Here is a 22,665-nt window from a genome sequence, read left to right as displayed (position 1 = left end):
TTCTGTTCCATTCTGCCATAGATGGCGCATTTTGTGGGAAATGAAAGGGGCAGTGACGCTCCCGTGATCGCTCTAGCTTCGCAAAGCAGGCAAGCCGACGCCGGTAGAGTCAAACCCTCCATCGACCGCTAAAACCTGGCCGGTTACATAGCTTGCCTTGTTTGACGCTAAGAAATGGATGGCGTTGGCGATTTCAATCTCGCTGCCATAGCGGTTGAGGGGGATCGCGTCGTGGTAGGCATCGATGATGTCTTGCGAATGCACTGCCATGGCAAGTTTGGTCCTTACTGGGCCCGGGCAGATACAATTGGCTCGGATGCCGTATTCGCCCAACTCTGCTGCCTGCTGCTTGGTCAGTTGGATCACGGCTGCTTTTGACGTGCCATAAGCCACTCGCAGGGTAGACGCGCGCAGGCCAGAGATGGACGCGATATTCACAATGCTTCCGCTGGTTTCTTTGAGCGCTGGGATCGCCGCTTGGGTCATAAGAAAGACGCCGTCGAGATTGGTTTCCATCACCCGGCGCCAGCGGCCGAAATCGGTGTCTTCAATCGGTCCGAAGTCGGCAACACCCGCATTGTTCACCAAAGCATCGATCTTCCCAAACTGTTCCAAGGTTTCAGCAATTATGGCGTCGACCTGTTCGGGTTTTGAAACGTCTTTGCTGATCGCAATGACATGCTCAAGACCGTCGCTTGCTCGCTGAAGCTCGTCATGGTCCCAATCGACCATTGCAACCGACCAACCGTCTTCCAGAAAGAGCTTGGTCGTCGCCAAACCAATGCCGCGTGCGGCGCCGGTTACAAGTGCGATTTTCTTGGTCATGTGTGCCACCCCATGTCTGTTCAACAAAGGGGTGACACATGAATCTCAGTTGGACAATGGCTTAGGAGTTTGAGGTTGCGGCGCTAAGTGCGTCATCCATCAGTTTTTTGATGGTCGACGAGCCTGTCTGCGCTACGATACGGCCGATTTCCGCATCGCCTTTCAGCACAACCAAGGTCGACCGCCGAGGGATATTTAGAGACTTTGCGAGATCAGACTTCCCGTACTCATCCCAATCCACATTGATGAACACGATATTGGCGTTGTAGGCAGGGTTGTCTTTGCGCAGGGCGTTGATCACACGCTCTTGCGCGCGGCATGTGGAGCACCACTCGGCTTTGAAATCCAGAAATACCGTATCCCCTTGAGCCAGATGTTTTTGCACAAGGCCAGGTGTGTAGTCGCTTGCGGCGAAACCTAGGCTGGGCAGGGCGGCTGCAGCTGCAGTTAGAGTGATAAACGTACGACGGTGCATGGTACTCTCCTTTAGAGGGATACTGAAAAATCGACGAGCCAGATTGGTAGGTGGTCAAGCAGCCAAGCTTCCGCCATGTGATGCAAGCGGAAGAGGAGGGCGAGACCGACCAAGAGAAAAACAATGCCCATCAACGGACGGGCCGCGGTGGCGATCTTGCGCATCAAGGCTTGGTTGCGTTGCAGCGCGCCGCGCGCGCCATAGCCGAGCGCGAGAATGATCGTTGAGACCCCAAAGGCAAAAGACACCATGATCGCGGTGGCAAAGCCGAGGTTCTCGCCTTGGCTGGCCAATGCAATAGCGCCCCCAAGGGTCGGGCCAACGCAAGGGCTCCAAACTGCGCCAAGCAGCAGACCGCCGATGAACTGTCCGCGCAGGGTCGAACGGTCGACGTTATCAAGCTGTGTGTCTGCCTTTGCGGCTACCCCTGCAGTGGCGGTGGAGAATGCGGCGGAGAAACGGGGGATCAACAGGACAAGCCCAAAGCCGATCATAAGAACCGCACCAGCTTGGGCGAGCGTATCTGCGTCCAGACCGATCGAGTGGCCGAAGGTGGTCACAAGCATTCCGAGGACAACGAAGGACAGGCTGAGGCCCGCGGCAATTGCCAGCGGCCCGTGGCGGCTGGCCTGCAAAGCAGTGGCCAAAACGATTGGCAACACCGGCAGAACACAGGGGTTAATGAGGGTCAGTAGACCGGCAAGGTATGCAAAGACCAATTCCATGGGCGGACCATGGCGAAAACATTGATCTGTGTCATTCGAAACTGTGAATGTGTTTCTTCAAAAATCCGTGTGGAAAATGTCATCAGCGTGACCTGAAAAGCAAAAGGGCCGCCCCCCAGGCGACCCTTTGTAATCTCTAAGAGATCAAGCTTTCGATCAGCCGTTTACGCTGTCTTTCAGAGCTTTCGCGATTGTCATTTTAACAACCTTGTCCGCTTCTTTCTTGATCTGTTCGCCAGTCGCAGGGTTGCGAACCATACGCTCAGGACGTTCACGGCAGTAGATTTTGCCAACGCCTGGCAGAGTGACCGCGCCGCCGCCGGAAACTTCGCGAGTGATCAGTGCGCAAACTGCTTCCAGTGCAGCACCCGCGGATTTCTTGTCAGCGCCCATTTCCTCGGCCAGTGCAGCTACGAGTTGGGTCTTGGTCATTGGCTTTGCCATTTTTGTTTTCTCCTTATGTCCGCCCGTCTCAGGGCCTCATAGCGGGCATTTAAAGGAATAAGTTTCTCGATGACAACGAAATGCTGCACGAAAAGCCATAAAAACATGCATTTTTCGCACTTATCCACAGGTTAATCGCGGTTTAGAGGAACGCGGTTTCGTCAAATGACCTCAATTTCCGAGAATGGAGCCGTTCAAGCGGCATTTCGCGCAAGAATTCCATGGTACGAATTCCAATCATCAAGTGCCTTGCGACCTGTGTTTTATAGAAATCAGAGGCCATTCCGGGCAGCTTCAGCTCGCCATGCAGTGGCTTGTCTGAGACGCACAAGAGGGTACCGTATGGTACGCGGAACCGATAGCCATTCGCGGCAATTGTCGCGCTTTCCATATCAAGTGCGATGGCGCGAGACTGGCTTAGGCGTTGCACGGGTCCGGTGTGTTCGCGCAGTTCCCAGTTCCGGTTGTCGATGGTGGCGACCGTGCCAGTCCGCATGACGCGTTTGAGTTCATAGTCCTGCAACTCAGTTACTTCGGCCACGGCTTCTTCGAGTGCGATCTGTACCTCAGCAAGCGCCGGGATTGGCACCCAGTTTGGCAAGTCGTCATCAAGCACGTGATCTTCGCGCAGATAGGCGTGGGCGAGTACGAAATCACCGAGGCTTTGAGAATTGCGAAGACCGGCGCAGTGACCGACCATCAGCCAAGCATGCGGGCGCAGAACTGCGATGTGGTCGGTTGCCGTTTTGGCGTTTGACGGGCCAACGCCGATATTGACCAAGGTGATACCGGATCCGTTCGCACGCTTTAGGTGATAGGTCGGCATCTGCGGCTGTTTGTCGACCGGCGGGATCTCTGTTTCCGCGTCGGTGATTTCAACATTCCCGGTTGATACAAAACTGGTGTAACCGCTCTTGGGGTCAGCGAGCATCTGGCGCGCATAGGCCTCGAACTCAGCAACATAAAACTGATAGTTGGTGAACAGCACGTGGTTCTGGAAATGTTCGGGATCCGTCGCGGTGTAATGCGCAAGGCGTGCTAAAGAATAGTCCACGCGCTGTGCGGTGAATGGTGCGAGCGGTTCTATGGAGCTGCTTTGGTTGGCAAAGACACCATTGACGATGTCGTCATTGGTCGTGGACAGATCGGGTACATCAAAAATGTCGCGCAGCGGGAATGCTGCGGCACCGTCTTGTGGCACCGATATTGAAGCGTCGTTTGCGACTGCAAAATGCACAGGGATCGGCGTGTCTGACGCGCTTATGACAACAGGGACGCCGTGATTTTCGATCAACAGATCGATTTGCTGCTCCAAGTAATGACGAAAAAGGTCCGGCCGCGTGATCGTCGTTGCATATGTCCCCGGTTCTGCGACGTGGCCGAAACTCAGGCGGCTGTCTACTTGCGCAAAACTGGTCGTCGTGATGCGGATCTCTGGATAAAAGGCGCGCACACGACTGTTTGGCGCGCCGTTTGCGAGCGCGTTTGCGAACTCAGCACAAAGGAATTCAGACGCTGTGTTGTAAAGCTCGCACAACCTGTCCACCGCTGCCTTGGCATCCGTGAAAGTCTCAGGCGTTTTCACCGATGGTGATTTTATGGAGGTGTGAATGGGTGTCATGAATGCGCCTGTATTACGTCTGTCATTTCAAAAGTAGTTACGTCCACCAGCCCAAGGTCGGAAATTCTAAGTTCCGGGATTACCACGAGGGCCAGTAGTGAATGCTGCATGTAAGCGTTATTAAGCGTGCAACCGCAAGCCTCCATCGCGTCGACCATGGCTTGGGCTTTTGTAGCAACCTCGGTTGCGGGTTGGTCGGACATAAGTCCCGCGATGGGCAACTCAACCAATGCCAGCTCTTTGCCGTCTTTGAAGATGGTTACACCACCGCCCACTTCGCTTAGGCGATTGGCGGCAAGTGCCATGTCTTCTCGGCTGGTTCCTACGACGATCATGTGGTGGCTGTCATGGGCCACGGTGGAGGCCATGGCCATGTTGCCTTGATAGCCAAAACCGCTCACGAATGCATTGGTGGTGGTCCCCAGCGCGCGGTGACGTTCGACCAACGCAATCTGACAAACGTCGTTCTCGATGTCCATCTCGACACGACCGTCGCTGACGTTGAGATCCGCTTTGAGCGCTTTCGTGGGCGCTTGGTTTTCCACGACCCCGATCACGTTCACTGTGACACGGTTTGCGCCCTCTGGGGCCGGAACGATGAAATCGTCCGCAGTGCGGTCGGCGCCCATGTTGACCGTTTGACGCGCATGCTCTGGCCAATCGTAATGGGGGCAATCCACAAGGCCTTTGCCGTCTTTTGCAATGGATTTGCCACGCGCAATGACCTGCTCGATGGGGAGCGTTTTCAGATCGCTCGTCAAGATCACATCGGCGCGCCTGCCGGGTGTGATGGAGCCTAGTTCACGCTCCAGACCAAAATGCGTCGCGGTGTTGATCGTCGCCATTTGGAGCGCAACAACAGGATCGCAGCCGCAATCAATCGCGTGGCGTACAACGCGGTTCATGTGACCGTCATTGACCAAGGTGCCAGAGTGGCAGTCATCGGTGCACAGGATGAAGTTGCGCGAGTCGAGACCCTTTTCCGTGACAGCAGTAATTTGAGTTTCAACGTCATACCAAGCCGACCCCAGTCGCATCATAGAGCGCATGCCTTGGCGCACCCGAGCAATCGCATCTGCTTCACATGTGCCTTCATGATCGTCGGCAGGACCGCCTGCGACGTAGGCATGGAATGCCGGGCCGAGGTCAGGGGACGCGTAGTGCCCCCCAACGGTTTTACCCGCCACCTGCGTTGCCGCGATTTCAGCGAGCATTTTCGGGTCCGCGTTGATCACACCCGGGAAGTTCATCATTTCGCCAAGGCCGATAATGCCGGGCCACGTCATGGCTTCTGCAACGTCTTCAGGCGAGATCTCATAACCCGTGGTTTCAAGGCCGGGCGCAGACGGTGCGCAGCTGGGCATTTGGGTGAAGATATTGACGGGCTGCATCAGTGCCTCGTCATGCATCATTTTTACGCCTTCAAGACCCAGCACATTCGCAATCTCGTGGGGATCGGTGAACATGGTGGTTGTGCCGTGGGGGATCACAGCACGGGCAAACTCTGCCGGGGTGAGCATGCCGCTTTCAATATGCATATGGCCATCACAAAGCCCGGGGATCATGAAACGGCCCTCAGCCTCGATGATCTCAGTGGTCTCGTCGATGCAATGGCTGGCATCGGGACCCACAAAGGCGATGCGACCTTCTGCGATGGCAATGTCGTGATTGGGTAGGATCTCACGGGTGTGGACATTCACCCACTGACCATTGCGAATAACCATGTCCGCCGCGGCGCGCCCTGCTGCCACAGCGATGAGAGTCGGGGCCGTTTCAGGCCATGATTTTATTGATTGATGCTCCATGGCCCAAGGTGACATGGGTCTGACGAAGGTTCAAGCGGGCGCGGCGTGAAGCTTTTGCGAAAGCAGTTTCAATTAGAGCGGTTAAATGTGCAAAAAACCATGGTTTTCCAATGCGTGTCGGACTGGGTTTTGTGCAACGCCCTTCTTGCGCCATGGTAACGCTTAGGGTTTTATTGCTTTCGACTTAACGAAGGAGTCGCCCTTGCCCATCGACATTCTCGTCACCTTTTCGGTTGCCGTTACTTTGCTGGCACTTGCACCGGGGCCGGACAATTTGTTTGTCCTGACGCAATCAGCCCTAAACGGTGCTAAATCTGGGATTTGGGTCGTCTTGGGCCTGTGTTCGGGTCTGTTCGTTCATTCCGCAGCCGTGGCGCTGGGCTTGGCGGCGCTTTTGCAAACCAGCGCGATGGCATTTACGCTCATCAAGTTCGCTGGGGCGGCTTATCTGATCTATCTCGCCTACCAAGCCTTTCACGCACCGGTTCAAAAGATCGGCGAGGCGACGCCTAAGCGGTCCGCTTTCATGCTGTATCGGCGGGGGTTGATTATGAACATTACGAACCCAAAGGTCGCGATCTTCTTCTTGGCGTTTTTCCCGCAATTCACTGATCCTGCCAATGGGGCAATGATCGGTCAGATTGCGACATTGGGAGTGATCTTTGTTGTCATGACCTTTGTCGTTTTAGGTGGGATTGCGTTGGTGGCCGGTGGATTATCAGAACGCATTGCGAGAACGCCGACAGTACAGCTTTGGATGAACCGCGTGGCGGGATTGGTCTTTATTGGCTTGGCCGCAAAGATCGCAACGAGTGAGCAGTAGAGATGAACACAGAAAAACCAAAGGTCACCATCGCCTATTGCATTGGCTGTAATTGGCTATTGCGCGCGGGTTGGCTGGCGCAAGAGCTTTTGTCCACCTTTGGCAATGACCTTGCAGGGGTGACTTTGATCCCCGATGATCTGGGCGGTACTTTTGAAATCCGCGTCGATGATACTGTGATCTGGGAACGCAAGGCTGATGGCGGTTTTCCGGACGCCAAGACCCTGAAGAAACGCCTACGGGATATAATCGAGCCTGACAAAGACTTGGGCCATTTAGACCGCGCATAAGACCGCGTTGGAAGGACCTCAATGGCGACGATCCATGATTTAGAGCGGTATCTCATGCCCCAAGAGATGACCCACGCCAAAGCCCTTTCAGAGGTGCGCGCTGGGCTGAAGCTCAGTCACTGGATCTGGTGGGAGTTCCCGCAGCTGCGCGCGCTGGGAACGTCCAAACGCGCCACGGATTACGGACTTAAGGATCTTGATGAAGCCACAGAGTACCTTGCGCACCCAGTTATGGGCACGCGATTGGTGGAGCTGTCGATGGCGATGATGATGCATCAAGGCAAAGGGCCCGAGGCGATCCTTGGCCCGGTCGATGCGATGAAGCTGCGCAGTTGCGCGACACTCTTCGCACAGGTGCCGGGCGCACCTGCGGTGTTCCGGGATATCTTGAAGGCCTTTTATGCAGGTGTTGAATGCCCAAAGACTTTGACGCTGATTGCGACAAAAGAGTAGGCATGCGCTCTTGCACCTTGGGTTTTGCAAGCGCAGATTGGCCCCATGACCAAAACGCTTCTTTCCATCGGCCACGGTTTCTCTGCTCGGGCGCTTTCTCCGCACCTTCTGAAGCAGGGGTGGCGTGTCATAGGCACCACCCGCAAACCTGAAAAGGCAGAGAAATTGGAAGTAGAAGGTGTTGAGCCGCTGCTCTGGCCTTGTGATTTGCGACCCTATCTCGAGCAGGCGACCCATGTGCTGACCTCGGCAGGGCCAGACGAAGCGGGCGATCCAATTATGCGCGAAGCGCGTTCGGCGATTGTTGCCGCGGCGCCGCATTTGGAATGGGTCGGGTACCTGTCTACCACTGGTGTTTACGGAGATCATGATGGCGGATGGGTTGATGAAGACTCTGCGCTAGATCCGGCAACGGAACGGGGCAAGCGGCGTGTGAAAGCGGAACGGGAATGGCTCGATATCGAAGGGCTGCCGGTGCATGTTTTCCGGCTGGCAGGAATATATGGACCTGGTCGCGGCCCATTTGCGAAACTGCGTCGCGGTGTGGCGCAGCGTGTGATCAAAAAAAACCAGATATTCTCGCGCATCCATGTGGATGACATTGCGCAGGTGTTGCTTGCCTCGATCAACAAGCCCAATCCTGGGCGCGTTTATAACGTCTGTGACAACGACCCGCAGCCACCGGAAGTGGTCATCGAATATGCCGCGAAACTCTTGGGAATGGAGCCGCCTCCGGCCGTGCCATTTGAAGAGGCGGTGATGAGCCCCATGGCGCGTAGCTTTTATTCAGACAGCAAGCGCGTGCGCAATGATCGCATCAAAGACGAGCTGGGTGTCGATCTAAAATATCCAGATTTCAAATCCGCGCTGCATGCGATGCTGGATGAGGAAAAGAGCTGATTTAGGCTGACTTAGAGCCTATTTGCGCGACCCCAAGCACATCCAACACCTTAGCTTCGATGTGTTCTGCATTCAGTTCCGCCTGCGCATACATATCCGCCGGGGTTGATTGGTTGATGAAGGTATCCGGCAAGACCATAGAGCGGAATTTCAACCCGGTATCAAAAATGGCTTCCTCAGCGAGCAATTGCGCGACATGGGACCCAAAACCACCCACTGCGCCTTCCTCGATGGTGATCAGAACCTCATGATTCTGCGCCAAGGTCAGGATCAGCTCTTTATCCAATGGCTTCGCAAAACGTGCATCCGCAATGGTTGGCGTGATGCCTTTTGCGCTGAGAGCTTCGGATGCTTTCTGAACTTCTTCCAGCCGTGTGCCGAAAGAAAGCAGCGCGACGCGAGCGCCTTCTTGGATCATGCGGCCCTTGCCGATTTCTAGAACTTCGCTGCTTTCTGGCAGATCAACGCCAACGCCCTCGCCGCGCGGGTATCGGAAGGCAATGGGGCCGTCGTCATAGGCTGCGGCGGTGACCGTCATATGTTTTAGCTCGGCTTCATCTGCAGCGGCCATCACCACCATCCCCGGCAGGTTTGTCATGAACGCAATGTCAAACGCGCCTGCGTGCGTTGCTCCGTCGGCGCCTACCAAACCTGCGCGGTCGATTGGAAAACGCACGGGGAGGCCTTGGATGGCGACGTCGTGCACGATTTGATCGTAACCGCGTTGCAAGAACGTCGAATAGAGTGCGCAGAAAGGCTTCATGCCGCCGGCGGCAAGCGCTGCGGAAAATGTCACTGCATGCTGTTCGGCGATGGCGACGTCAAAGCAGCGGCTTGGGTAACGGGTTTCAAACAGCGAAAGACCAGTGCCCTCGGGCATCGCAGCAGTCACCGCAACGATCCTGTCGTCCTCGGCTGCAAGTTCCACCAAAGTCTGTCCAAATACCGACGTATAAGTGGGTGCATTAGAGACTGCTTTGCGCTGTTTGCCCGTCGCCACGTCGAATTTGGCAGTGGCGTGCCATTTGTCTTTCGAGTTCTCCGCCGGGGCAAAGCCTTTGCCCTTTTTGGTGACCGCATGGATCAGGACGGGGCCAGTGGCACGTTCTTGAACCATGCGTAGAACCGGGAGCAGTTGGTCCATGTCATGGCCATCGATAGGACCGATATAGTTGAAGCCCAATTGCTCGAAGAGGGTGCCGCCTACAGTGACCGATTTGAAAATTTCGCGGGCGCGTTCAGCGCCGAGCTGCACCGGTTTTGGCAGCAAAGAGAATGCACCAAGCGCTGCGGAACGAAGCTCTTGGAACGACTCCCCTGCATAGAGTTGGGAAAGATATGTCGACATAGCTCCGACCGGTGGCGCAATGGACATGTCATTATCGTTTAGAATGACGATCAAACGGCGGTTCAATGCGCCCGCGTTGTTCATGGCCTCGTAGGCCATACCTGCGCTCATGGCTCCGTCGCCGATGACCGCAACCGCGTCCCCAAGCCCGCCTTCGCATTGTCCACCCAAATCGCGGGCAACGGCAAAGCCAAGGGCCGCTGAAATCGATGTCGAGCTATGCGCAGTGCCAAATGGATCGAAAACCGACTCAGAGCGTTTGGTGAACCCGCTTAGCCCGTCTTTCTGGCGCAAGGTGCGAATACGGTCGCGGCGTCCCGTCAGGATTTTGTGTGGGTAAGCTTGGTGACCCACATCCCAGATCAGCTTATCCCGAGGCGCGTTGAAGACCGCATGCAAGGCAACCGTCAATTCGACGACACCAAGGCCCGCTCCAAGGTGCCCACCCGTCTCTGACACAGCCGAAATGGTCTCAAGCCGCAATTCATGCGCCAGCCGCGAAAGCTGGGCATCTGAAAGCTGCTTGAGGTCTTCGGGTTTGTGGACCCGGTCCAGCAGAGGTGTGTCGGGTCTTGTGGTCATGGGGCCCTTTAGATCACTTGTCTCGCGAGATCATATAGCGCGCGACGTCCCTGAGAGTATCTGCCTCTGCACCAAAAGGATCAAGGGCAGCACAGCTTTGCTCGACCAGCTCATGGGCGCGGGCCTTGGCCGTGTCCATTCCGAGAAGGGAGACGAAGGTGGCTTTGCCGGCGTCTTGGTCTTTGCCGACAGCTTTGCCAACGATGGCCGCGTCGCCTTCGATATCGAGTACGTCATCCCATATTTGAAACGCGAGACCGATCCCTTTGGCGTAGGTTTCCCATGGCGAAGTGTCAGCTTCAGCCATGCGGGCCCCGGCTTGTGCCGACCAACCAAAGAGCGCGCCAGTTTTGCCTTCTTGCAAGGCGGTGATTTGGCTCAGATCGAATGGGGTATCAGATTTGTCTGCGGCCATGTCCAATGCCTGACCGAGCACCATGCCTTGCGCCCCAGCCGCGCGCGCGAGTTCGAGCGCGAGTGTTGCGCGGACTTCGGCTTTGGGAGAGACTGCTTCGTTTGCTGCCAGCTCAAATGCCAGCGCTTGCAGGGCGTCACCCGCCAGTACAGCGGTTTCGTAATCCCATTTGATATGCACGGTCGGCTGCCCGCGGCGCATATCGTCATTGTCCATGCAGGGCAGGTCGTCATGCACCAAAGAGTAGGCGTGCATGGCTTCGATGGCCGCCGCTGGCCAAACTGACTGATCGGGCGCGATTCCATGCAGGCGCGCGCTTTCCATGACGAGGAACGCGCGCAGGCGTTTGCCACCGTGGCTCGCATAGCGCATGGCTTGGACAACCGGCAGGTCGCCCATCGGCTCCATCACGGAATCCAGATGCAGCTGCACCTGCGCCGCACAGTCCATCAGACGGGATTTGAACATGTTTTTAGAGACCTTCGACCGGCTTCAGCCCATTTGGCTCGCCATTGGCGTCCAACGTGATGGCCGCGACTTTCTCTTCTGCTTCCTTCAGCTTGGCTTCGCAGCGCGCTTTCAATTCAGCACCGCGTTCATACAGCTTAATAGAATCCTCAAGCGCCACATCGCCGCGTTCCAATTGGTTCACGACCTGCTCTAGCTCGGCCATCGCCGCTTCAAAGCTCATCTCCGCAACGGGCGTCTCGCTCATGCGCTTTTCTCCATCAAAACTTGTACATGCGCAGCCACAGAGGCTGCCAAAGCCGTCAGATCATATCCGCCTTCCAGAGTCGAGACAACGCGGCCCTGACAATGGGTGTCTGCCAAATCGCAAATCTGGCGGGTGAGCCAAGCGAAATCCTCGGTCTGCCAGTTTAGGTTAGCCAATGGGTCTGCCATATGTGCATCAAAACCCGCCGAAATCAGGATCAATTGCGGCTGATAGCGGTCAATCGCCGGGAAGATTTCGGCCTCGTAGGTCTGTCGCATCTCTTGCCCTGTGGAATGGGGGGCGAGAGGGAAATTCCATATATTGTTGTGACCGCCGGTTTCGTTTTCAGAGCCAGATCCAGGCCAAAGGGGGCTTTGGTGGCTTGAGAAAAACTGCACCCGCGGCTCGTTCCAAAGCAGCGCTTGCGTGCCATTTCCATGATGGACATCAAAGTCGACGATTGTGACGCACTCTAGCCCGTGTCGTTCCATAGCGTGTTTGGCGGCAATGGCGACGTTGCCAAACAGGCAGAAACCCATCGGGGTGGATTGTTCCGCGTGATGGCCAGGAGGGCGCGTCGCGATAAAGGCGTTTTTGACATCACCACTCAAAACGGCATCAACGGCGGCAATATTTGCGCCGACCGCGCGGCGGGCCGCGATCAGGCTGCCCGGGGAGATATGGGTGTCGGCATCCAATGATCTCCATCCATTCGCGGGCGCTGCGGCGGTGATCGCATCCAGATGAGATTGTGGGTGGCACAACAGAATATCAGCATCAGTACATTCTGGCGCGTCACGTCGATCAAGTTGCGGAAAACCAGCAAGCGCACCATTGATGTGTTCTAGGCGCGCGACTTGTTCTGGGTGACCCGCTGGAGTCACATGGTTCAAACAATCTGCGTGAGTATAAAGCGCGGTGGTCATGGCTCTTATCGCCTTAGTCCGGTGCCAGCATGTATCCTGCGCCGCGTACGGTTTGCAGGTAACGCGGTTGTTTCGGGTCTGTCTCGATTTTGCGCCGCAAGCGCGTGATTTGCACGTCCACTGCGCGTTCCTGTGCCTGACCGCGATCGCGACCCAAATCTTCAACCAGTTTGGCGCGGCTGATCGGCTCGCCGGGTGTGGCTGAGAAGATCTTCATCAGCTGACTTTCGGTTGCGGTCAAACGCACCAGATCGTCCCCTTGCCACATCTCACCCCGTTCGATGTCATAGCGGATCGGTCCTAGGTTGAGGAACTTTGGCGTGGTATCCACATCGCCCGCATCCGGCACACGACGAAGAATCGCATTAATCCGCAAAAGAAGCTCTTTTGGTTCAAACGGCTTAGAAAGGTAGTCATCCGCGCCTGCTTCAAGTCCGGCAATCCGGTCCTCTGTCTCACCTTTTGCTGTCAGCAACATGATCGGAGTTGAGGAGGTTTCACGAATTGCCTTTGTAAGGCTGACACCGTCTTCGCCTGGCATCATGACGTCCAATACGATCATATCGAAATCCAGCCCCTCAAGAATACGCCGCGCATGCGCAGCGTCGCGCGCCGCAGACACGAGGAACCCATTTCGGATCAGGAACTTTTGCAACAATCCACGGATGCGCTCATCGTCATCGACGATCAACAGGTGTGGCTGCAGTTCCATCATGAGTTTGTCTCTCGTAAGGTCGTATACTTGCGCCGCATTTCCGCATCCATCATCGCTTCCAGAACTTTACGAAAACCTGCTACGGCTTCTGGTCCTGCGTCGCGATAGGTGGCGCGCATGCGTGTGCGCTGAGCGTCAGACAGGCGGGCTTCAAGCGCTGTGCCAGCTTCCGTAAGAAACAGGTTGCGCTCTCGCTTGTCTACCTTGCCGACGCGGCTTTCGACCAGCCCGTCTTCAATCAATGTGCGCAGCACGCGATTCAATGACTGCTTTGTCACCCCTAGGATCTCTAGAAGATTAGTCACGGTGGTGCCCGGCGCACGATTGATAAAATGGATGGCCCTGTGATGGGCACGCCCATAAGCCATCGTTGCAAGAATACGGTCAGGTTCGTTTGTCAGGCCTCGATACGCAAAATACATCGCCTCGATACCTTGACGGATTTGCTCATCCGTCAGAAACAAACGTTCATTGCCTGTTGGTTCACCCATGCTCGTTCACTCGTCCGCTGGTTTGAACTTTGGAAATCACAATATGTCAGCCTTGTTGACATTCCAAGAGCGAATTGGTACCGAATCGCAGTTTCTGCGTAATTTTATGTCCGTATCGGTCGTATTTTGCGCAACAATCGAAATTTTTGACATGAAGAAGGTTCATCATGGCGGGCTCTTACGACGATCGTGACGGCAAAATCTGGTTGGATGGTAAACTGGTTGAATGGCGTTCTGCCAAAGTCCACATCCTTACTCACGCATTGCATTACGCAAGCTCAGTCTTTGAAGGCGAGCGTGCCTATAACGGCAAGATCTTCAAAAGCGTGGAACATTCTGAACGCCTGTTGAAATCCGGTGATTTGCTGGACATGCCGATCCCTTACACTGTGGAAGAGATCGAAAAAGCAAAATACCAAGCGCTGGAAGCCAACGGTCTGAAAGACGCTTACGTCCGTGTGATCGCATGGCGCGGTGAAGGCGAAGACATGGGTGTCGCGTCAGCGCGCAACCCTGTTCGCATGGCCGTCGCGTGCTGGGAATGGGGCGCCTATTATGGCGATGCAAAATTCCAAGGTGCGAAGCTGGATGTTGCGAAATGGAAACGTCCAAGCCCAGAAACCATCCCGACAGCAGCAAAAGCGGCTGGTCTTTATATGATCTGCACGATGTCCAAGCATGCGGCGGAAGCGAAAGGCTGCTCTGACGCATTGTTTTACGACTATCGCGGCTATGTCGCTGAGGCGACCGGTGCAAACGTTTTCTTTGTGAAAGACGGTGAAGTCCACACGCCAATTCCTGATGCTATCTTGAACGGTATCACGCGCCAGACGGTTATCCAGATGCTGAAAGACAAAGGCATTACGGTGAATGAACGTCATATCATGCCAGAAGAACTGGCGAGCTTTGAGCAATGCTGGTTGACGGGTACCGCAGCCGAGATCACGCCGGTTGGTCAAATCGGTGAGCATACTTTCGAAGTGGGTGACATCACCCGTGATGTCGCGGAAAGCTACGAAGCGCTGGTGCGCGCTTAACTGCAAATTCGCATTCGAATAATAAAGGCCGGGGTTCTCCCGGCCTTTTGCTTTTCTGATTACCCTTGTGGCGTAACAGAAGGCCGAGCCTTCCCGCGCTTCAACCCCAGCTGACGCTCGCGCCAGATGATTGTGATACCCGCTGCGATGATAATCGCAGATCCCCAAATTGTGTTTGAAGTCGGGATCTCTGAGAAGACAAAGTAGCCAATCAGAACCGCAAAAATCATCGACGTGTAGTCAAAGGGGGCAAGAGTTGAGGCTTCGGAATACCGGTATCCGGTGGTGAGAAGGATCTGTGCTACGCCGCCAACAAGTCCTGCACCGATGAGGGACATGAACTCGGTCCGTGTGGGCATCACCCAGCCTAAGGGTATTGTCAGTAGCGCAAGTACCGTTGAGGTTAGAGAGAAGTAAAACACGATTGCCGCGGTTTGATCTGTTTGAACCAAGCGGCGGATGTGGATTTGTGCTAGCGAGCGAAACGCTGCAGAAGTGAGCGTAAAGATCGCACCGAGAAGCGCGAGCGACGCCGCACCCCCATCGCCAAAAACCGTGATGCGCGGATAAAGAATGATCGCGACGCCAATCAAGCCGACGACAACTGCCCCGATACGGAAAACACGAAAACGCTCTCCTAGTAGTATCGCCGCAAAGATCAGCGTGAAAAATGGACTGGCGAAGCCGATTGCAGTGACTTCGGGAAAGGGTAGAAGCCCTAGTCCCGCAAAGCCAAATGCCATCGCTGTAGTGCCGATTACACCGCGCCAAAAATGTCCCCAAGCATTGGTAACCCTCAGACCGGTTCGCAAGTCTCCACGCTGGGCAAGCCAGAGCAAGATAATTGGCATCGCGAAAAAAGCTCGGAAGAACACTGCTTGCCATGGCGGCACATTTTCAGATGCTGCCTTGATCAAAGACGCCATTATTGCGAATAAAAACAAGGCGCAAACCTTGAAAAGAATGCCTTTGGTTGGGTTCATAATCGGTCTCTTAAATCAACTGCAGATGTCAGATTTGGCAGCACAGCAGTGAATTCCACCTTGCACCTGTCGCTCTGATTGGCAGATTAAGTCAACCCTTTTGGAGCGATCAGATGTCTGAGATCAATCATCTCTTGTCCCGTTTACGTGCAGCGAGCATTGGCCGAGAAGCGGAAACTTTTGCCCATCTACAAGATGGAAGTGAAGTGTCATTTGGGGCGCTTTTTGAAGGTGCTGCGCGCACGGCGGCGGTTCTGCAAGCAAATGGCCTAAAGCCGGGTGGTCGCGTGGCGGTTCAGGTTGAGAAGACCATCGAGGCGATCCAAATCTATCTGGGAACGGTCATGGCTGGTGGGATTTTTCTACCGCTCAACACGGCATACACGGTGCCGGAGCTAGAGTATTTCCTAGGTGACGCGACACCGACCATTGTCGTCTGCGATCCGGATCGTTTTGAGAAAATAGGAAGGATCGCGGGAAGCGCGACCGTTCTGACGCTGGATTGCAATGGTCGAGGGAGTTTGACCGACCTCGTCCAAGAAAGCGCACCTGCTGCCCCCGTCGCGCGAAATGCCGATGACTTGGCTGCGATCCTGTACACGTCAGGGACGACGGGTCGTTCCAAAGGCGCGATGTTGAGTCATAAGAACCTTTCTTCCAATTCGGAAATGCTGTGTGACTTTTGGCGTTTCACCAAAGACGATGTCTTGATCCACGCCTTGCCGATCTTTCACACACATGGGTTATTTGTGGCGACCAATGTCGCGCTTCTCTCAGGTGCTTCTGTCGTGTTTCTTCCAAAATTTGATGCCGATGTAATCCTTGATGCGATGCCAATGGCGACGGCATTGATGGGTGTTCCCACGTTCTACACACGACTTCTCGCAGATCCGCGGTTGGACCGGCAACGCGCCAAAACCATGCGTCTGTTCATTTCAGGCTCTGCGCCGCTGTTGGTGGATACGCACCAGCAATGGGAAGCACGCACAGGTCACCGTATCCTTGAGCGTTATGGCATGACCGAAACCAATATGAGCACCTCAAACCCCTACGAAGGTGATCGTCGCGCTGGGACCGTCGGCTTCCCTCTGCCGGGTGTCGAAGCGAAGGTGATGCTGGATGGGACGGAAGTGCCAAAAGGTGAAGCGGGTGTGCTTTGGGTGCGTGGAGACAATGTTTTTCAAGGCTATTGGCAGATGCCCGAGAAGACCGCCGAAGAGCTTATGGACGATGGCTGGTTTATCACTGGCGACTTAGCGCGGATAGATAGCGATGGCTACGTGACCATCGTGGGGCGCGAGAAGGATCTGGTCATTACAGGTGGATTTAACGTCTATCCCAAAGAGATTGAAAGCCTGATTGATGAGGTCGACGGTGTGCTAGAAAGCGCGGTCATTGGTGTCCCGCATCCTGACTTCGGAGAGGCAGTGGTTGCAGTTGTTGTTGCACAAGACGCCGATTTGACCGGAGAGGCGGTCTCTAGCGCGATTGAAACCGATCTGGCGAAGTTCAAACAGCCAAAAGCGGTGCGCTTGGTGGATAAGCTTCCCCGAAATACGATGGGCAAAGTTCAAAAAAACCTAATGCGGCAGACCTTCAACGATCTGTTCAGCTAGAGTTCAAGTGAGCAAATCAGACCAGTGTTTCGGCAGGTCTGTGTCCATTTCCTTGGCCAATTGCTTGAGATAAGCAAGCATCAAATGGGCGCGCTTCTGGGCGATCTTTTTGCCTTTGGCGGTCGCCATTTCATGGGGAAGTTGCAAGAGCTTGAGGTGCCAATGGTCAATTGACCAAAGCTGGTCGTCTAGCGGGCGATCTGCGGCAAAAGGGTCACGAGGGTCTGCTAAAGGGCGATCCATTTGACCGGCCACCATGAAGGTCCGAGCGATTCCCACCGCGCCAAGCGCATCAAGGCGATCTGCATCGCGAAGGATGAAGGCCTCAGCCGAATTCGGTTCAATACCCGCCGAATAGCTGTGTGCACGAATGGCGTGTTGAGCTGCTTTGATTTCGCCGGAAGAGTAACCGATACCTTCCAAAATCGGTTTGGCTTTGTCCGCCGACAAAGAAGAGGCCTTTTTCCGGTCTGGATGGTCCTTCGGCAGATTCACCAAGTCATGCAGGTAAGCGGCACCGAGCAGAACCTTTAGGTCCACTCCGCCTTCATCCAGCGCGATACGATGTGCGTTTGCCCAAACCCGATCTAGATGCAGCACATCATGGGCTGGGTCTTGTGCCATTTCCGTGCGAATTACGGCCCGCAATTGGGCGCGGAGTTCCTCCATCAGCCGATTGTGCCCTGGTTCTCGCCGATTTGGCCGCGATGAAGCAGGATGTGGTCAAGAATGACACATGCCATCATCGCTTCAGCGACTGGCACGGCACGAATGCCGACACAGGGATCGTGACGCCCTTTGGTGATCACTTCCGTTGGCGACCCGTCAATGCGGATGGATTTGCGTGGCGTCAGAATCGACGAGGTCGGTTTCACCGCAAACCGAACAACCACATCCTGGCCGGTGGAAATCCCACCCAAAATACCGCCAGCGTGGTTCGAGCTATATTCAGGACCGTTCGGACCCATGAAAATCTCGTCTGCGTTTTCTGAGCCCTTTAGCTTTGCCGCTTCCATGCCTTCGCCAATTTCCACGCCTTTGACAGCGTTGATAGACATCATCGCCGCTGCAAGGTCGGTGTCGAGTTTGCCGTATACGGGTGCGCCGATGCCCGCGGGTACTCCGCGCGCGACGACTTCGATCATCGCCCCCACCGAGTTGTGGTCTTTACGAAGGGCTTGCAGGTATTTTTCCCATTCCGCCGCTTTTTCTGGGCCGTTTGGAATCCAGAAGTCATTGGTTTCAATCGCATCCCAATCAAAAGCATCGCGATCAATTGTCATCTCACCCATGCGGGTCATGTAGCCTTGGATCTCAATCCCCGGCGCCAGAGCCTTGAGCGCTTCACGTGCTAGACCACCGGCAGCAACCCGTGCTGCTGTTTCGCGGGCAGAGCTGCGCCCGCCACCGCGATAATCGCGGTTGCCGTATTTCAGGTGATAGGTGATGTCCGCATGACCTGGGCGGAATGTCTGAGAGATTTCGCCATAATCGCGGCTGCGCTGATCGGTATTTTCGATCATCAGTTGAATCGGCGTGCCGGTGGTTTTGCCGTCAAATACTCCTGACAAGATTTTAACCGCGTCTGGCTCATTTCGCTGAGTGGTATTCTTGTTCTGACCCGGCCGACGTTTATCCAGCCAGACTTGGAGCATTTCTGGCTCCACCGGTACATTTGGTGGGCATCCATCAACGGTTGCACCCAAAGCGGGCCCGTGGCTTTCGCCCCAGGTTGTCACACGGAAAAGATGGCCAAATGAATTCACGGACATGGGTGGTCTCCTATTTCAGAGACCCGTTTAGCGACAAAGCGAGAGAGGGGGAAGTCTTTCACAAAAAAGGGCCGCTTTGGAGGTGAAAAAGCGGCCCTTGGTTCGAGCGGTCTATCAGTTATTGGACTGGTTTGATCCAATTTACCGAAGCCACAGCAGGTACGGGTAAGTCAGCCTGGTCATTTACTGCATGAACAAGCGTCGCCGGTTGTGGTCGCTCAACAGAGTATCCCATCAGCATTTCCATGGTTTCATACCGCTGGTTTGCCGTATGGGCGTAACCAGCGCTCACCCATGTGAGCGAGAGGGTTGCTGAAATGGCGAAGATCACCATGAGGGCACTGAGAGTTTGTGTCATGACAATTCCTTTCTGCAGAAGTGTCCTTCACTGCCCATTACATGGGTTTCGTGGCCGCCACTTTCTAGGCTAGGGACGTTGAAATCGGGTCACGATTTCGAGAAACGGGGTGAGCGTTTTTGTGACCCTTGATGCATGTTTGGTGCGCGCAATGGGTCTGAAAAACAGCTTTGAACTTGTTTTGGGAATGGTCTACCCAGAACGAATAAGGTGCTTTGATGGCCCCGTGGCTCAACTGGATAGAGCAGCCCCCTCCTAAGGGGCAGGTTGCAGGTTCGAATCCTGCCGGGGTCGCCAAAAACACCTGAAAAATATGGCTTATTTACAGGACGTTGTGCGGAAGCGTGCAGAAAGTCCCGTCATCTTTCGTGGCGAAATCGGCTGAAACGGCCGATTTTTCGTACAAAACCTGTACAAAATTCGCACGTTTGTGCGTATTTCGAGGGTCAATCATGAGCCGCCATAGCTTTGATCCCGAAATCGCGAGACGTGTTGGCCTGAACGCGGCGGTGATCTTCCAGAACATCACCTTCTGGATCGAGAAGAACCAAGCCAACCGCCGCAACTTGCGAGACGGGCGTTGTTGGACCTACAACTCGATCTCGGCCTTTGGCGAGTTGTTCCCCTATCTGAGCGAGAAGCAGATCCGAACAGCGCTCGAAAAGCTGGTCAGCGCAGAGCTGATCATAAAAGGCAATTTCAGCGATGATCGCTATGACCGGACCTGTTGGTATGCCCTGGGCAACTCCATTTGCCCAAATGGGCAAATCGATCCGACCGAAAGGGAAAATGATGCATTTGCCCCTGAGGGCAAGCCATCTGCCCCAGAGGGCAAATCCTATAAGAACAGATATAAACCATATCAAAAACCAAATCCTTCGCATGCGAATCCGGCGGTGGAGGATGAAGTTTCTGAAAAGATTTTGTCAGCCTATCCCGAGGATCGCGTTCGCGGGAAAGCGGTTTGCCTCTCGCAAATCCGCCAAGCGCTGACCGACGGCGTGGACGCCAAAGACCTTGGGGAAGCCGTGCGTGCTTACGCCACCGAGAGCGAAGGTTTCACCCGCTCCAAGGTGTGTTTCTCCGACAATTGGTTCACGTCTGGCCGTTGGTTGAAATACCTTCACGACGTTGAGGTGGCACGAGAAGCGGGCAAAGCCAAAGAGGCCGAATTGCTGAAAGGTTTGGCCGACTGGGTCACAGACAAACATCCACTGTGCCGCCACATCACACCCGGCCAAGTGACTGCCTTGCTGGCTGCAAACCTGGTCTGCCCTGCTGAAATCGAGGCGGCGGGGCTCAGAGCATGAGTGCAACTGATCCCTACAATGAGCAGAGAGCAAGGTTACCCACCGATTACATCGGCGGGACTTGTGAGGGGCGGCAAGCCTCCCCTTCAAACCCCAACCAAACGCGCGCAAGCGGCGTCAAAGAGGGCCTTTCCGAGAGCGTGATCTTTCGATGCACACCGTCGGAAAAGGCAGCGCTTGTGGCCAAGGCGCACGCCGCTGGCCTACCCAATGCCACGTTGATGCGCGAGGCCTTGGGGCTGACCGAGGCACGTCGGCGCAAGCCCGTCCCCCGAGTTGACCCGAAACTGACCTTTGCGATTGCCCGCGTCGGCGGCAACCTCAATCAGCTCTCCCGCTGGATCAACGGCGCAGTCAAATCTGGCCGCGAGAGCCAGATCGAGGCGTTCAAGGTCACGGCTCAACTGGTGGTCATCGAACGGCAGATGGCGCTGATCGTGGCGGCGCATACAGGCGAGAACTGCGAATGATCATCTCGTTCTTCTCCACCGGCACAGGTGGCGGTGCAGCTCCCGTGGATTACCTGACAGCTCGCGAAGTTCTGGCCTATGATGAGAACCGCAACCTCATCCGCGACGACACCGGCCAGCCGCAAACCAAGATCCGCGACCCGCTGCCCGAGGTACTGCACGGCACTCCCGATCAGACCCGCGACCTGATCGATGCGAGCCCCAACAAATGGAGCTTCACGGCAGGTGTGATCAGCTTTGCCGACAGCGACGATCCCAGTCCCGCCGTCCAGCAAGAGGCCATTGAGCTATTTGAGGCTCTGGCCTTTGCTGGGCTGGACAGGGATCAATACGATTGTCTCTGGGTGCGCCACTCGCATGAAGGTAACGTCGAGCTGCACTTCTGCACGCCACGCCTTGAGCTGAGCACCGGCAAGGCGCTGAACATCGCTCCGCCAGGCCATGAGAACGCCTTTTCCAGCCTGCGCGATTTGATGAACAAGACCCACGGTTGGGCAGACCCTTTGGAGCCAGATCGCGCCCGCGAAGTGAGGGCGATTATTGAAGCGCCGAAACGCGCGCAAGGTCGCGAAGCGCTCCATGACTGGATCCTCGATCAGATCAGTGTCGGAACTATCACCGACCGCGCCAGCATGATCGATGCTTTGGCTGATGTGGGCTTCGAGATCCCCCGTGCCAGCAAGAACTACATCACCGCCCAAGACCCCGACACCGGCGAGCGCTGGCGTTTGAAAGGAGAGATTTTCCATGACGACTGGCAAGCCGAACCGCCTCGCCGAGAAATTGAACGCGGACCTGGAGACGATCCGGAGCGACCACGCCGCCTTGATGGCATCTCAGCTGGAGAGCTTCAGGAGCGATTTCAGCGGCATTGCGACCAGCGCGCTGCATACAATCGAGACCGATATCAGGTTCTTTCTGAGCGACAGCAGGAGCGAGTTGGAGAGGCGGAGCGAGACGATCAGGCGCTGGTTAACGATCTCGCCTTGGGTGATCGTGGGGATGGTCTCAGCCTGGATCGCAACGGTTCTGATGTCGAGTTGGTTCTGGACCGGTTTGATCACGCGCTCGGAGATGACGAGGCTTGGCCTGACACGGATCGAACAGGCTGGGCAGACATGGGTGACGCTGGACCCGAACCGGACCGAACTGAAGACCTGCACGATGGCGCAAACGTCAATCATCTGTATCGAGATCAAGGAACCCTAGATGACACATACCCTGACAGCATTGGAACGCGAATTGCTCGCATCCGTCGAACGGTTGGTGACAGCTTGCGAGAGCTCAGCCAAGGAATTGCACGCTTTGGAGAAGCGCTCGACCAGCAGGATCGAAAGCAAGGTGAATGGCTTGGCGCATTGCGTGGCGCTATTGATGAAATCACATCTCACGTCCGTCACCACATTGGCCGACTTGCTGCGCGAGGAGCAGAATTACGCGACGCTGCAGGCGGGGTTAGAGACCAGCTGGAAACTAGCGAAAGACGCCGAGAAGCGGCTGAACGAGAACTAGATTCACGGGCTAGCCACCGCTGCGCGGGGCACTCGCTTTGATGAACTTCCAAAC

The 22,665-nt window shown here is 55.4% G+C and carries 25 protein-coding genes and 1 tRNA gene; 10 read left to right on the top strand and 16 right to left on the bottom strand.

The window, feature by feature from the left end; translation table 11 throughout:
• Positions 1–72 precede the first annotated feature (72 nt).
• The 6 genes from TA5113_RS01745 to ade form a co-directional block, all read right to left on the bottom strand.
• A complete protein-coding gene (locus TA5113_RS01745) occupies positions 73–825 on the bottom strand; it encodes an SDR family NAD(P)-dependent oxidoreductase (RefSeq protein ID WP_058313509.1) in 753 nt (250 codons plus the stop codon).
• Between the two features lie 61 nt (positions 826–886).
• Positions 887–1,300, bottom strand: a complete 414-nt coding sequence (locus TA5113_RS01740; protein ID WP_058313508.1) for a thioredoxin family protein — start codon at positions 1,298–1,300, stop codon at positions 887–889.
• 11 nt (positions 1,301–1,311) lie between these two features.
• Entirely contained in the window at positions 1,312–2,025 is a 714-nt protein-coding gene (locus tag TA5113_RS01735) for a cytochrome c biogenesis CcdA family protein (protein ID WP_058313507.1), read from the bottom strand.
• Between the two features lie 156 nt (positions 2,026–2,181).
• The gene (locus tag TA5113_RS01730; protein WP_058313506.1) at positions 2,182–2,469 is read right to left on the bottom strand and encodes an HU family DNA-binding protein; all 288 of its coding nucleotides are present in this window, start codon (positions 2,467–2,469) and stop codon (positions 2,182–2,184) included.
• A 142-nt stretch (positions 2,470–2,611) separates the two neighbouring features.
• Positions 2,612–4,090: an AMP nucleosidase gene (locus TA5113_RS01725; protein WP_058313505.1), complete on the bottom strand. Its 1,479-nt coding sequence runs from the start codon at positions 4,088–4,090 to the stop codon at positions 2,612–2,614.
• Complete coding sequence (gene ade / locus TA5113_RS01720; protein ID WP_058313504.1) at positions 4,087–5,895, bottom strand: adenine deaminase; 1,809 nt, start codon at positions 5,893–5,895, stop codon at positions 4,087–4,089. Before ade ends, TA5113_RS01725 begins: the two co-directional genes overlap by 4 nt.
• A gap of 202 nt (positions 5,896–6,097) precedes the next feature.
• Between ade and TA5113_RS01710 the strand changes: the two genes are divergently transcribed.
• Genes TA5113_RS01710 through TA5113_RS01695 form a run of 4 tightly spaced genes read left to right on the top strand, consistent with a single transcriptional unit; the run spans position 6,098 to position 8,361 of the window.
• Positions 6,098–6,718, top strand: a complete 621-nt coding sequence (locus TA5113_RS01710) for a LysE family translocator (RefSeq protein ID WP_058313503.1) — start codon at positions 6,098–6,100, stop codon at positions 6,716–6,718.
• A gap of 2 nt (positions 6,719–6,720) precedes the next feature.
• Positions 6,721–7,008: an Rdx family protein gene (locus tag TA5113_RS01705; protein ID WP_058313502.1), complete on the top strand. Its 288-nt coding sequence runs from the start codon at positions 6,721–6,723 to the stop codon at positions 7,006–7,008.
• Positions 7,009–7,029: 21 nt separating this feature from the next.
• Complete coding sequence (locus tag TA5113_RS01700; RefSeq protein ID WP_058313501.1) at positions 7,030–7,461, top strand: DUF1810 domain-containing protein; 432 nt, start codon at positions 7,030–7,032, stop codon at positions 7,459–7,461.
• 45 nt (positions 7,462–7,506) lie between these two features.
• The gene (locus tag TA5113_RS01695; RefSeq protein ID WP_058313500.1) at positions 7,507–8,361 is read left to right on the top strand and encodes an SDR family oxidoreductase; all 855 of its coding nucleotides are present in this window, start codon (positions 7,507–7,509) and stop codon (positions 8,359–8,361) included.
• Between the two features lies 1 nt (position 8,362).
• Here the strand turns inward: TA5113_RS01695 and dxs are convergent, their stop codons facing one another.
• The 6 genes from dxs to TA5113_RS01665 are packed head-to-tail and all read right to left on the bottom strand — an operon-like array spanning position 8,363 to position 13,553.
• Positions 8,363–10,291 carry a 1-deoxy-D-xylulose-5-phosphate synthase gene (dxs, locus tag TA5113_RS01690; protein ID WP_058313499.1) on the bottom strand — a complete coding sequence of 643 codons (1,929 nt, stop codon included), beginning with the start codon at positions 10,289–10,291 and terminating at the stop codon, positions 8,363–8,365.
• 13 nt (positions 10,292–10,304) lie between these two features.
• Positions 10,305–11,174 (bottom strand): polyprenyl synthetase family protein, encoded by an 870-nt coding sequence (locus TA5113_RS01685; protein WP_058313498.1) that lies wholly within the window; start codon positions 11,172–11,174, stop codon positions 10,305–10,307.
• Between the two features lie 4 nt (positions 11,175–11,178).
• Positions 11,179–11,421: an exodeoxyribonuclease VII small subunit gene (locus tag TA5113_RS01680; protein ID WP_058313497.1), complete on the bottom strand. Its 243-nt coding sequence runs from the start codon at positions 11,419–11,421 to the stop codon at positions 11,179–11,181.
• Complete coding sequence (locus tag TA5113_RS01675) at positions 11,418–12,347, bottom strand: histone deacetylase family protein (RefSeq protein ID WP_058313496.1); 930 nt, start codon at positions 12,345–12,347, stop codon at positions 11,418–11,420. Before TA5113_RS01675 ends, TA5113_RS01680 begins: the two co-directional genes overlap by 4 nt.
• Positions 12,348–12,360: 13 nt before the next feature.
• Positions 12,361–13,062, bottom strand: a complete 702-nt coding sequence (locus TA5113_RS01670) for a response regulator (RefSeq protein ID WP_058313495.1) — start codon at positions 13,060–13,062, stop codon at positions 12,361–12,363.
• Positions 13,059–13,553: a MarR family winged helix-turn-helix transcriptional regulator gene (locus tag TA5113_RS01665; RefSeq protein WP_058313494.1), complete on the bottom strand. Its 495-nt coding sequence runs from the start codon at positions 13,551–13,553 to the stop codon at positions 13,059–13,061. The genes TA5113_RS01670 and TA5113_RS01665 overlap by 4 nt, the downstream gene beginning before the upstream one ends.
• A gap of 167 nt (positions 13,554–13,720) precedes the next feature.
• Between TA5113_RS01665 and TA5113_RS01660 the strand changes: the two genes are divergently transcribed.
• Positions 13,721–14,590, top strand: coding sequence for a branched-chain amino acid aminotransferase (locus TA5113_RS01660; RefSeq protein ID WP_058313493.1), 870 nt, complete (start codon positions 13,721–13,723; stop codon positions 14,588–14,590).
• 59 nt (positions 14,591–14,649) lie between these two features.
• Here TA5113_RS01660 and TA5113_RS01655 read toward each other — a convergent pair whose 3' ends face one another.
• Positions 14,650–15,573 (bottom strand): DMT family transporter, encoded by a 924-nt coding sequence (locus tag TA5113_RS01655; RefSeq protein ID WP_058313492.1) that lies wholly within the window; start codon positions 15,571–15,573, stop codon positions 14,650–14,652.
• 113 nt (positions 15,574–15,686) lie between these two features.
• On the opposite strand from TA5113_RS01655, the gene TA5113_RS01650 reads away from it, so the two are divergent.
• Entirely contained in the window at positions 15,687–17,189 is a 1,503-nt protein-coding gene (locus tag TA5113_RS01650; protein ID WP_058313491.1) for a malonate--CoA ligase, read from the top strand.
• A 3-nt stretch (positions 17,190–17,192) separates the two neighbouring features.
• On the opposite strand, the gene TA5113_RS01645 is transcribed toward TA5113_RS01650, so the two are convergent.
• The 3 genes from TA5113_RS01645 to TA5113_RS01635 all read right to left on the bottom strand — a co-directional run bounded on the left by TA5113_RS01645 (position 17,193) and on the right by TA5113_RS01635 (position 19,319).
• Complete coding sequence (locus tag TA5113_RS01645) at positions 17,193–17,858, bottom strand: HD domain-containing protein (protein ID WP_058313490.1); 666 nt, start codon at positions 17,856–17,858, stop codon at positions 17,193–17,195.
• The gene (gene aroC / locus TA5113_RS01640; RefSeq protein WP_058313489.1) at positions 17,858–18,961 is read right to left on the bottom strand and encodes a chorismate synthase; all 1,104 of its coding nucleotides are present in this window, start codon (positions 18,959–18,961) and stop codon (positions 17,858–17,860) included. Before aroC ends, TA5113_RS01645 begins: the two co-directional genes overlap by 1 nt.
• A 118-nt stretch (positions 18,962–19,079) precedes the next feature.
• Positions 19,080–19,319 (bottom strand): hypothetical protein, encoded by a 240-nt coding sequence (locus tag TA5113_RS01635; protein WP_058316584.1) that lies wholly within the window; start codon positions 19,317–19,319, stop codon positions 19,080–19,082.
• A 220-nt stretch (positions 19,320–19,539) separates the two neighbouring features.
• Here TA5113_RS01635 and TA5113_RS01630 point away from each other — a divergent pair.
• From TA5113_RS01630 to TA5113_RS01615, 4 genes are all read left to right on the top strand, one after another.
• A tRNA-Arg gene (locus tag TA5113_RS01630) sits at positions 19,540–19,616 on the top strand.
• A gap of 155 nt (positions 19,617–19,771) precedes the next feature.
• Positions 19,772–20,629, top strand: coding sequence for a hypothetical protein (locus tag TA5113_RS01625; protein ID WP_058313487.1), 858 nt, complete (start codon positions 19,772–19,774; stop codon positions 20,627–20,629).
• Positions 20,626–21,099 (top strand): plasmid mobilization protein, encoded by a 474-nt coding sequence (locus TA5113_RS17120; RefSeq protein ID WP_245627097.1) that lies wholly within the window; start codon positions 20,626–20,628, stop codon positions 21,097–21,099. Before TA5113_RS01625 ends, TA5113_RS17120 begins: the two co-directional genes overlap by 4 nt.
• Complete coding sequence (locus TA5113_RS01615) at positions 21,096–22,652, top strand: relaxase family protein (protein WP_058313486.1); 1,557 nt, start codon at positions 21,096–21,098, stop codon at positions 22,650–22,652. Before TA5113_RS17120 ends, TA5113_RS01615 begins: the two co-directional genes overlap by 4 nt.
• Positions 22,653–22,665: the final 13 nt, after the last annotated feature.

Origin of the sequence: Cognatishimia activa (assembly GCF_001458335.1) — a bacterium.
In the GTDB taxonomy this organism is placed as follows: Bacteria; Pseudomonadota; Alphaproteobacteria; order Rhodobacterales; family Rhodobacteraceae; genus Cognatishimia; species Cognatishimia activa.
Note: the sequence above shows the minus strand (reverse complement) of the source record. Positions and strands in the feature narration are given on the sequence as shown.

Coding starts and splice junctions, on each gene's coding strand:
- TA5113_RS01670 (WP_058313495.1), bottom strand. CDS start 13,062: ATGATGGAACTGCAGCCACACCTGTTGATCGTCGATGACGATGAGCGC.
- TA5113_RS01675 (WP_058313496.1), bottom strand. CDS start 12,347: ATGACCACCGCGCTTTATACTCACGCAGATTGTTTGAACCATGTGACT.
- TA5113_RS01615 (WP_058313486.1), top strand. CDS start 21,096: ATGATCATCTCGTTCTTCTCCACCGGCACAGGTGGCGGTGCAGCTCCC.
- TA5113_RS01625 (WP_058313487.1), top strand. CDS start 19,772: ATGAGCCGCCATAGCTTTGATCCCGAAATCGCGAGACGTGTTGGCCTG.
- TA5113_RS01635 (WP_058316584.1), bottom strand. CDS start 19,319: ATGACACAAACTCTCAGTGCCCTCATGGTGATCTTCGCCATTTCAGCA.
- TA5113_RS01660 (WP_058313493.1), top strand. CDS start 13,721: ATGGCGGGCTCTTACGACGATCGTGACGGCAAAATCTGGTTGGATGGT.
- TA5113_RS01650 (WP_058313491.1), top strand. CDS start 15,687: ATGTCTGAGATCAATCATCTCTTGTCCCGTTTACGTGCAGCGAGCATT.
- TA5113_RS01655 (WP_058313492.1), bottom strand. CDS start 15,573: ATGAACCCAACCAAAGGCATTCTTTTCAAGGTTTGCGCCTTGTTTTTA.
- ade (WP_058313504.1), bottom strand. CDS start 5,895: ATGGAGCATCAATCAATAAAATCATGGCCTGAAACGGCCCCGACTCTC.
- TA5113_RS01740 (WP_058313508.1), bottom strand. CDS start 1,300: ATGCACCGTCGTACGTTTATCACTCTAACTGCAGCTGCAGCCGCCCTG.
- TA5113_RS01745 (WP_058313509.1), bottom strand. CDS start 825: ATGACCAAGAAAATCGCACTTGTAACCGGCGCCGCACGCGGCATTGGT.
- dxs (WP_058313499.1), bottom strand. CDS start 10,291: ATGACCACAAGACCCGACACACCTCTGCTGGACCGGGTCCACAAACCC.
- TA5113_RS01680 (WP_058313497.1), bottom strand. CDS start 11,421: ATGAGCGAGACGCCCGTTGCGGAGATGAGCTTTGAAGCGGCGATGGCC.
- TA5113_RS01730 (WP_058313506.1), bottom strand. CDS start 2,469: ATGGCAAAGCCAATGACCAAGACCCAACTCGTAGCTGCACTGGCCGAG.
- TA5113_RS17120 (WP_245627097.1), top strand. CDS start 20,626: ATGAGTGCAACTGATCCCTACAATGAGCAGAGAGCAAGGTTACCCACC.
- TA5113_RS01705 (WP_058313502.1), top strand. CDS start 6,721: ATGAACACAGAAAAACCAAAGGTCACCATCGCCTATTGCATTGGCTGT.
- aroC (WP_058313489.1), bottom strand. CDS start 18,961: ATGTCCGTGAATTCATTTGGCCATCTTTTCCGTGTGACAACCTGGGGC.
- TA5113_RS01665 (WP_058313494.1), bottom strand. CDS start 13,553: ATGGGTGAACCAACAGGCAATGAACGTTTGTTTCTGACGGATGAGCAA.
- TA5113_RS01645 (WP_058313490.1), bottom strand. CDS start 17,858: ATGGAGGAACTCCGCGCCCAATTGCGGGCCGTAATTCGCACGGAAATG.
- TA5113_RS01685 (WP_058313498.1), bottom strand. CDS start 11,174: ATGTTCAAATCCCGTCTGATGGACTGTGCGGCGCAGGTGCAGCTGCAT.
- TA5113_RS01695 (WP_058313500.1), top strand. CDS start 7,507: ATGACCAAAACGCTTCTTTCCATCGGCCACGGTTTCTCTGCTCGGGCG.
- TA5113_RS01735 (WP_058313507.1), bottom strand. CDS start 2,025: ATGGAATTGGTCTTTGCATACCTTGCCGGTCTACTGACCCTCATTAAC.
- TA5113_RS01700 (WP_058313501.1), top strand. CDS start 7,030: ATGGCGACGATCCATGATTTAGAGCGGTATCTCATGCCCCAAGAGATG.
- TA5113_RS01725 (WP_058313505.1), bottom strand. CDS start 4,090: ATGACACCCATTCACACCTCCATAAAATCACCATCGGTGAAAACGCCT.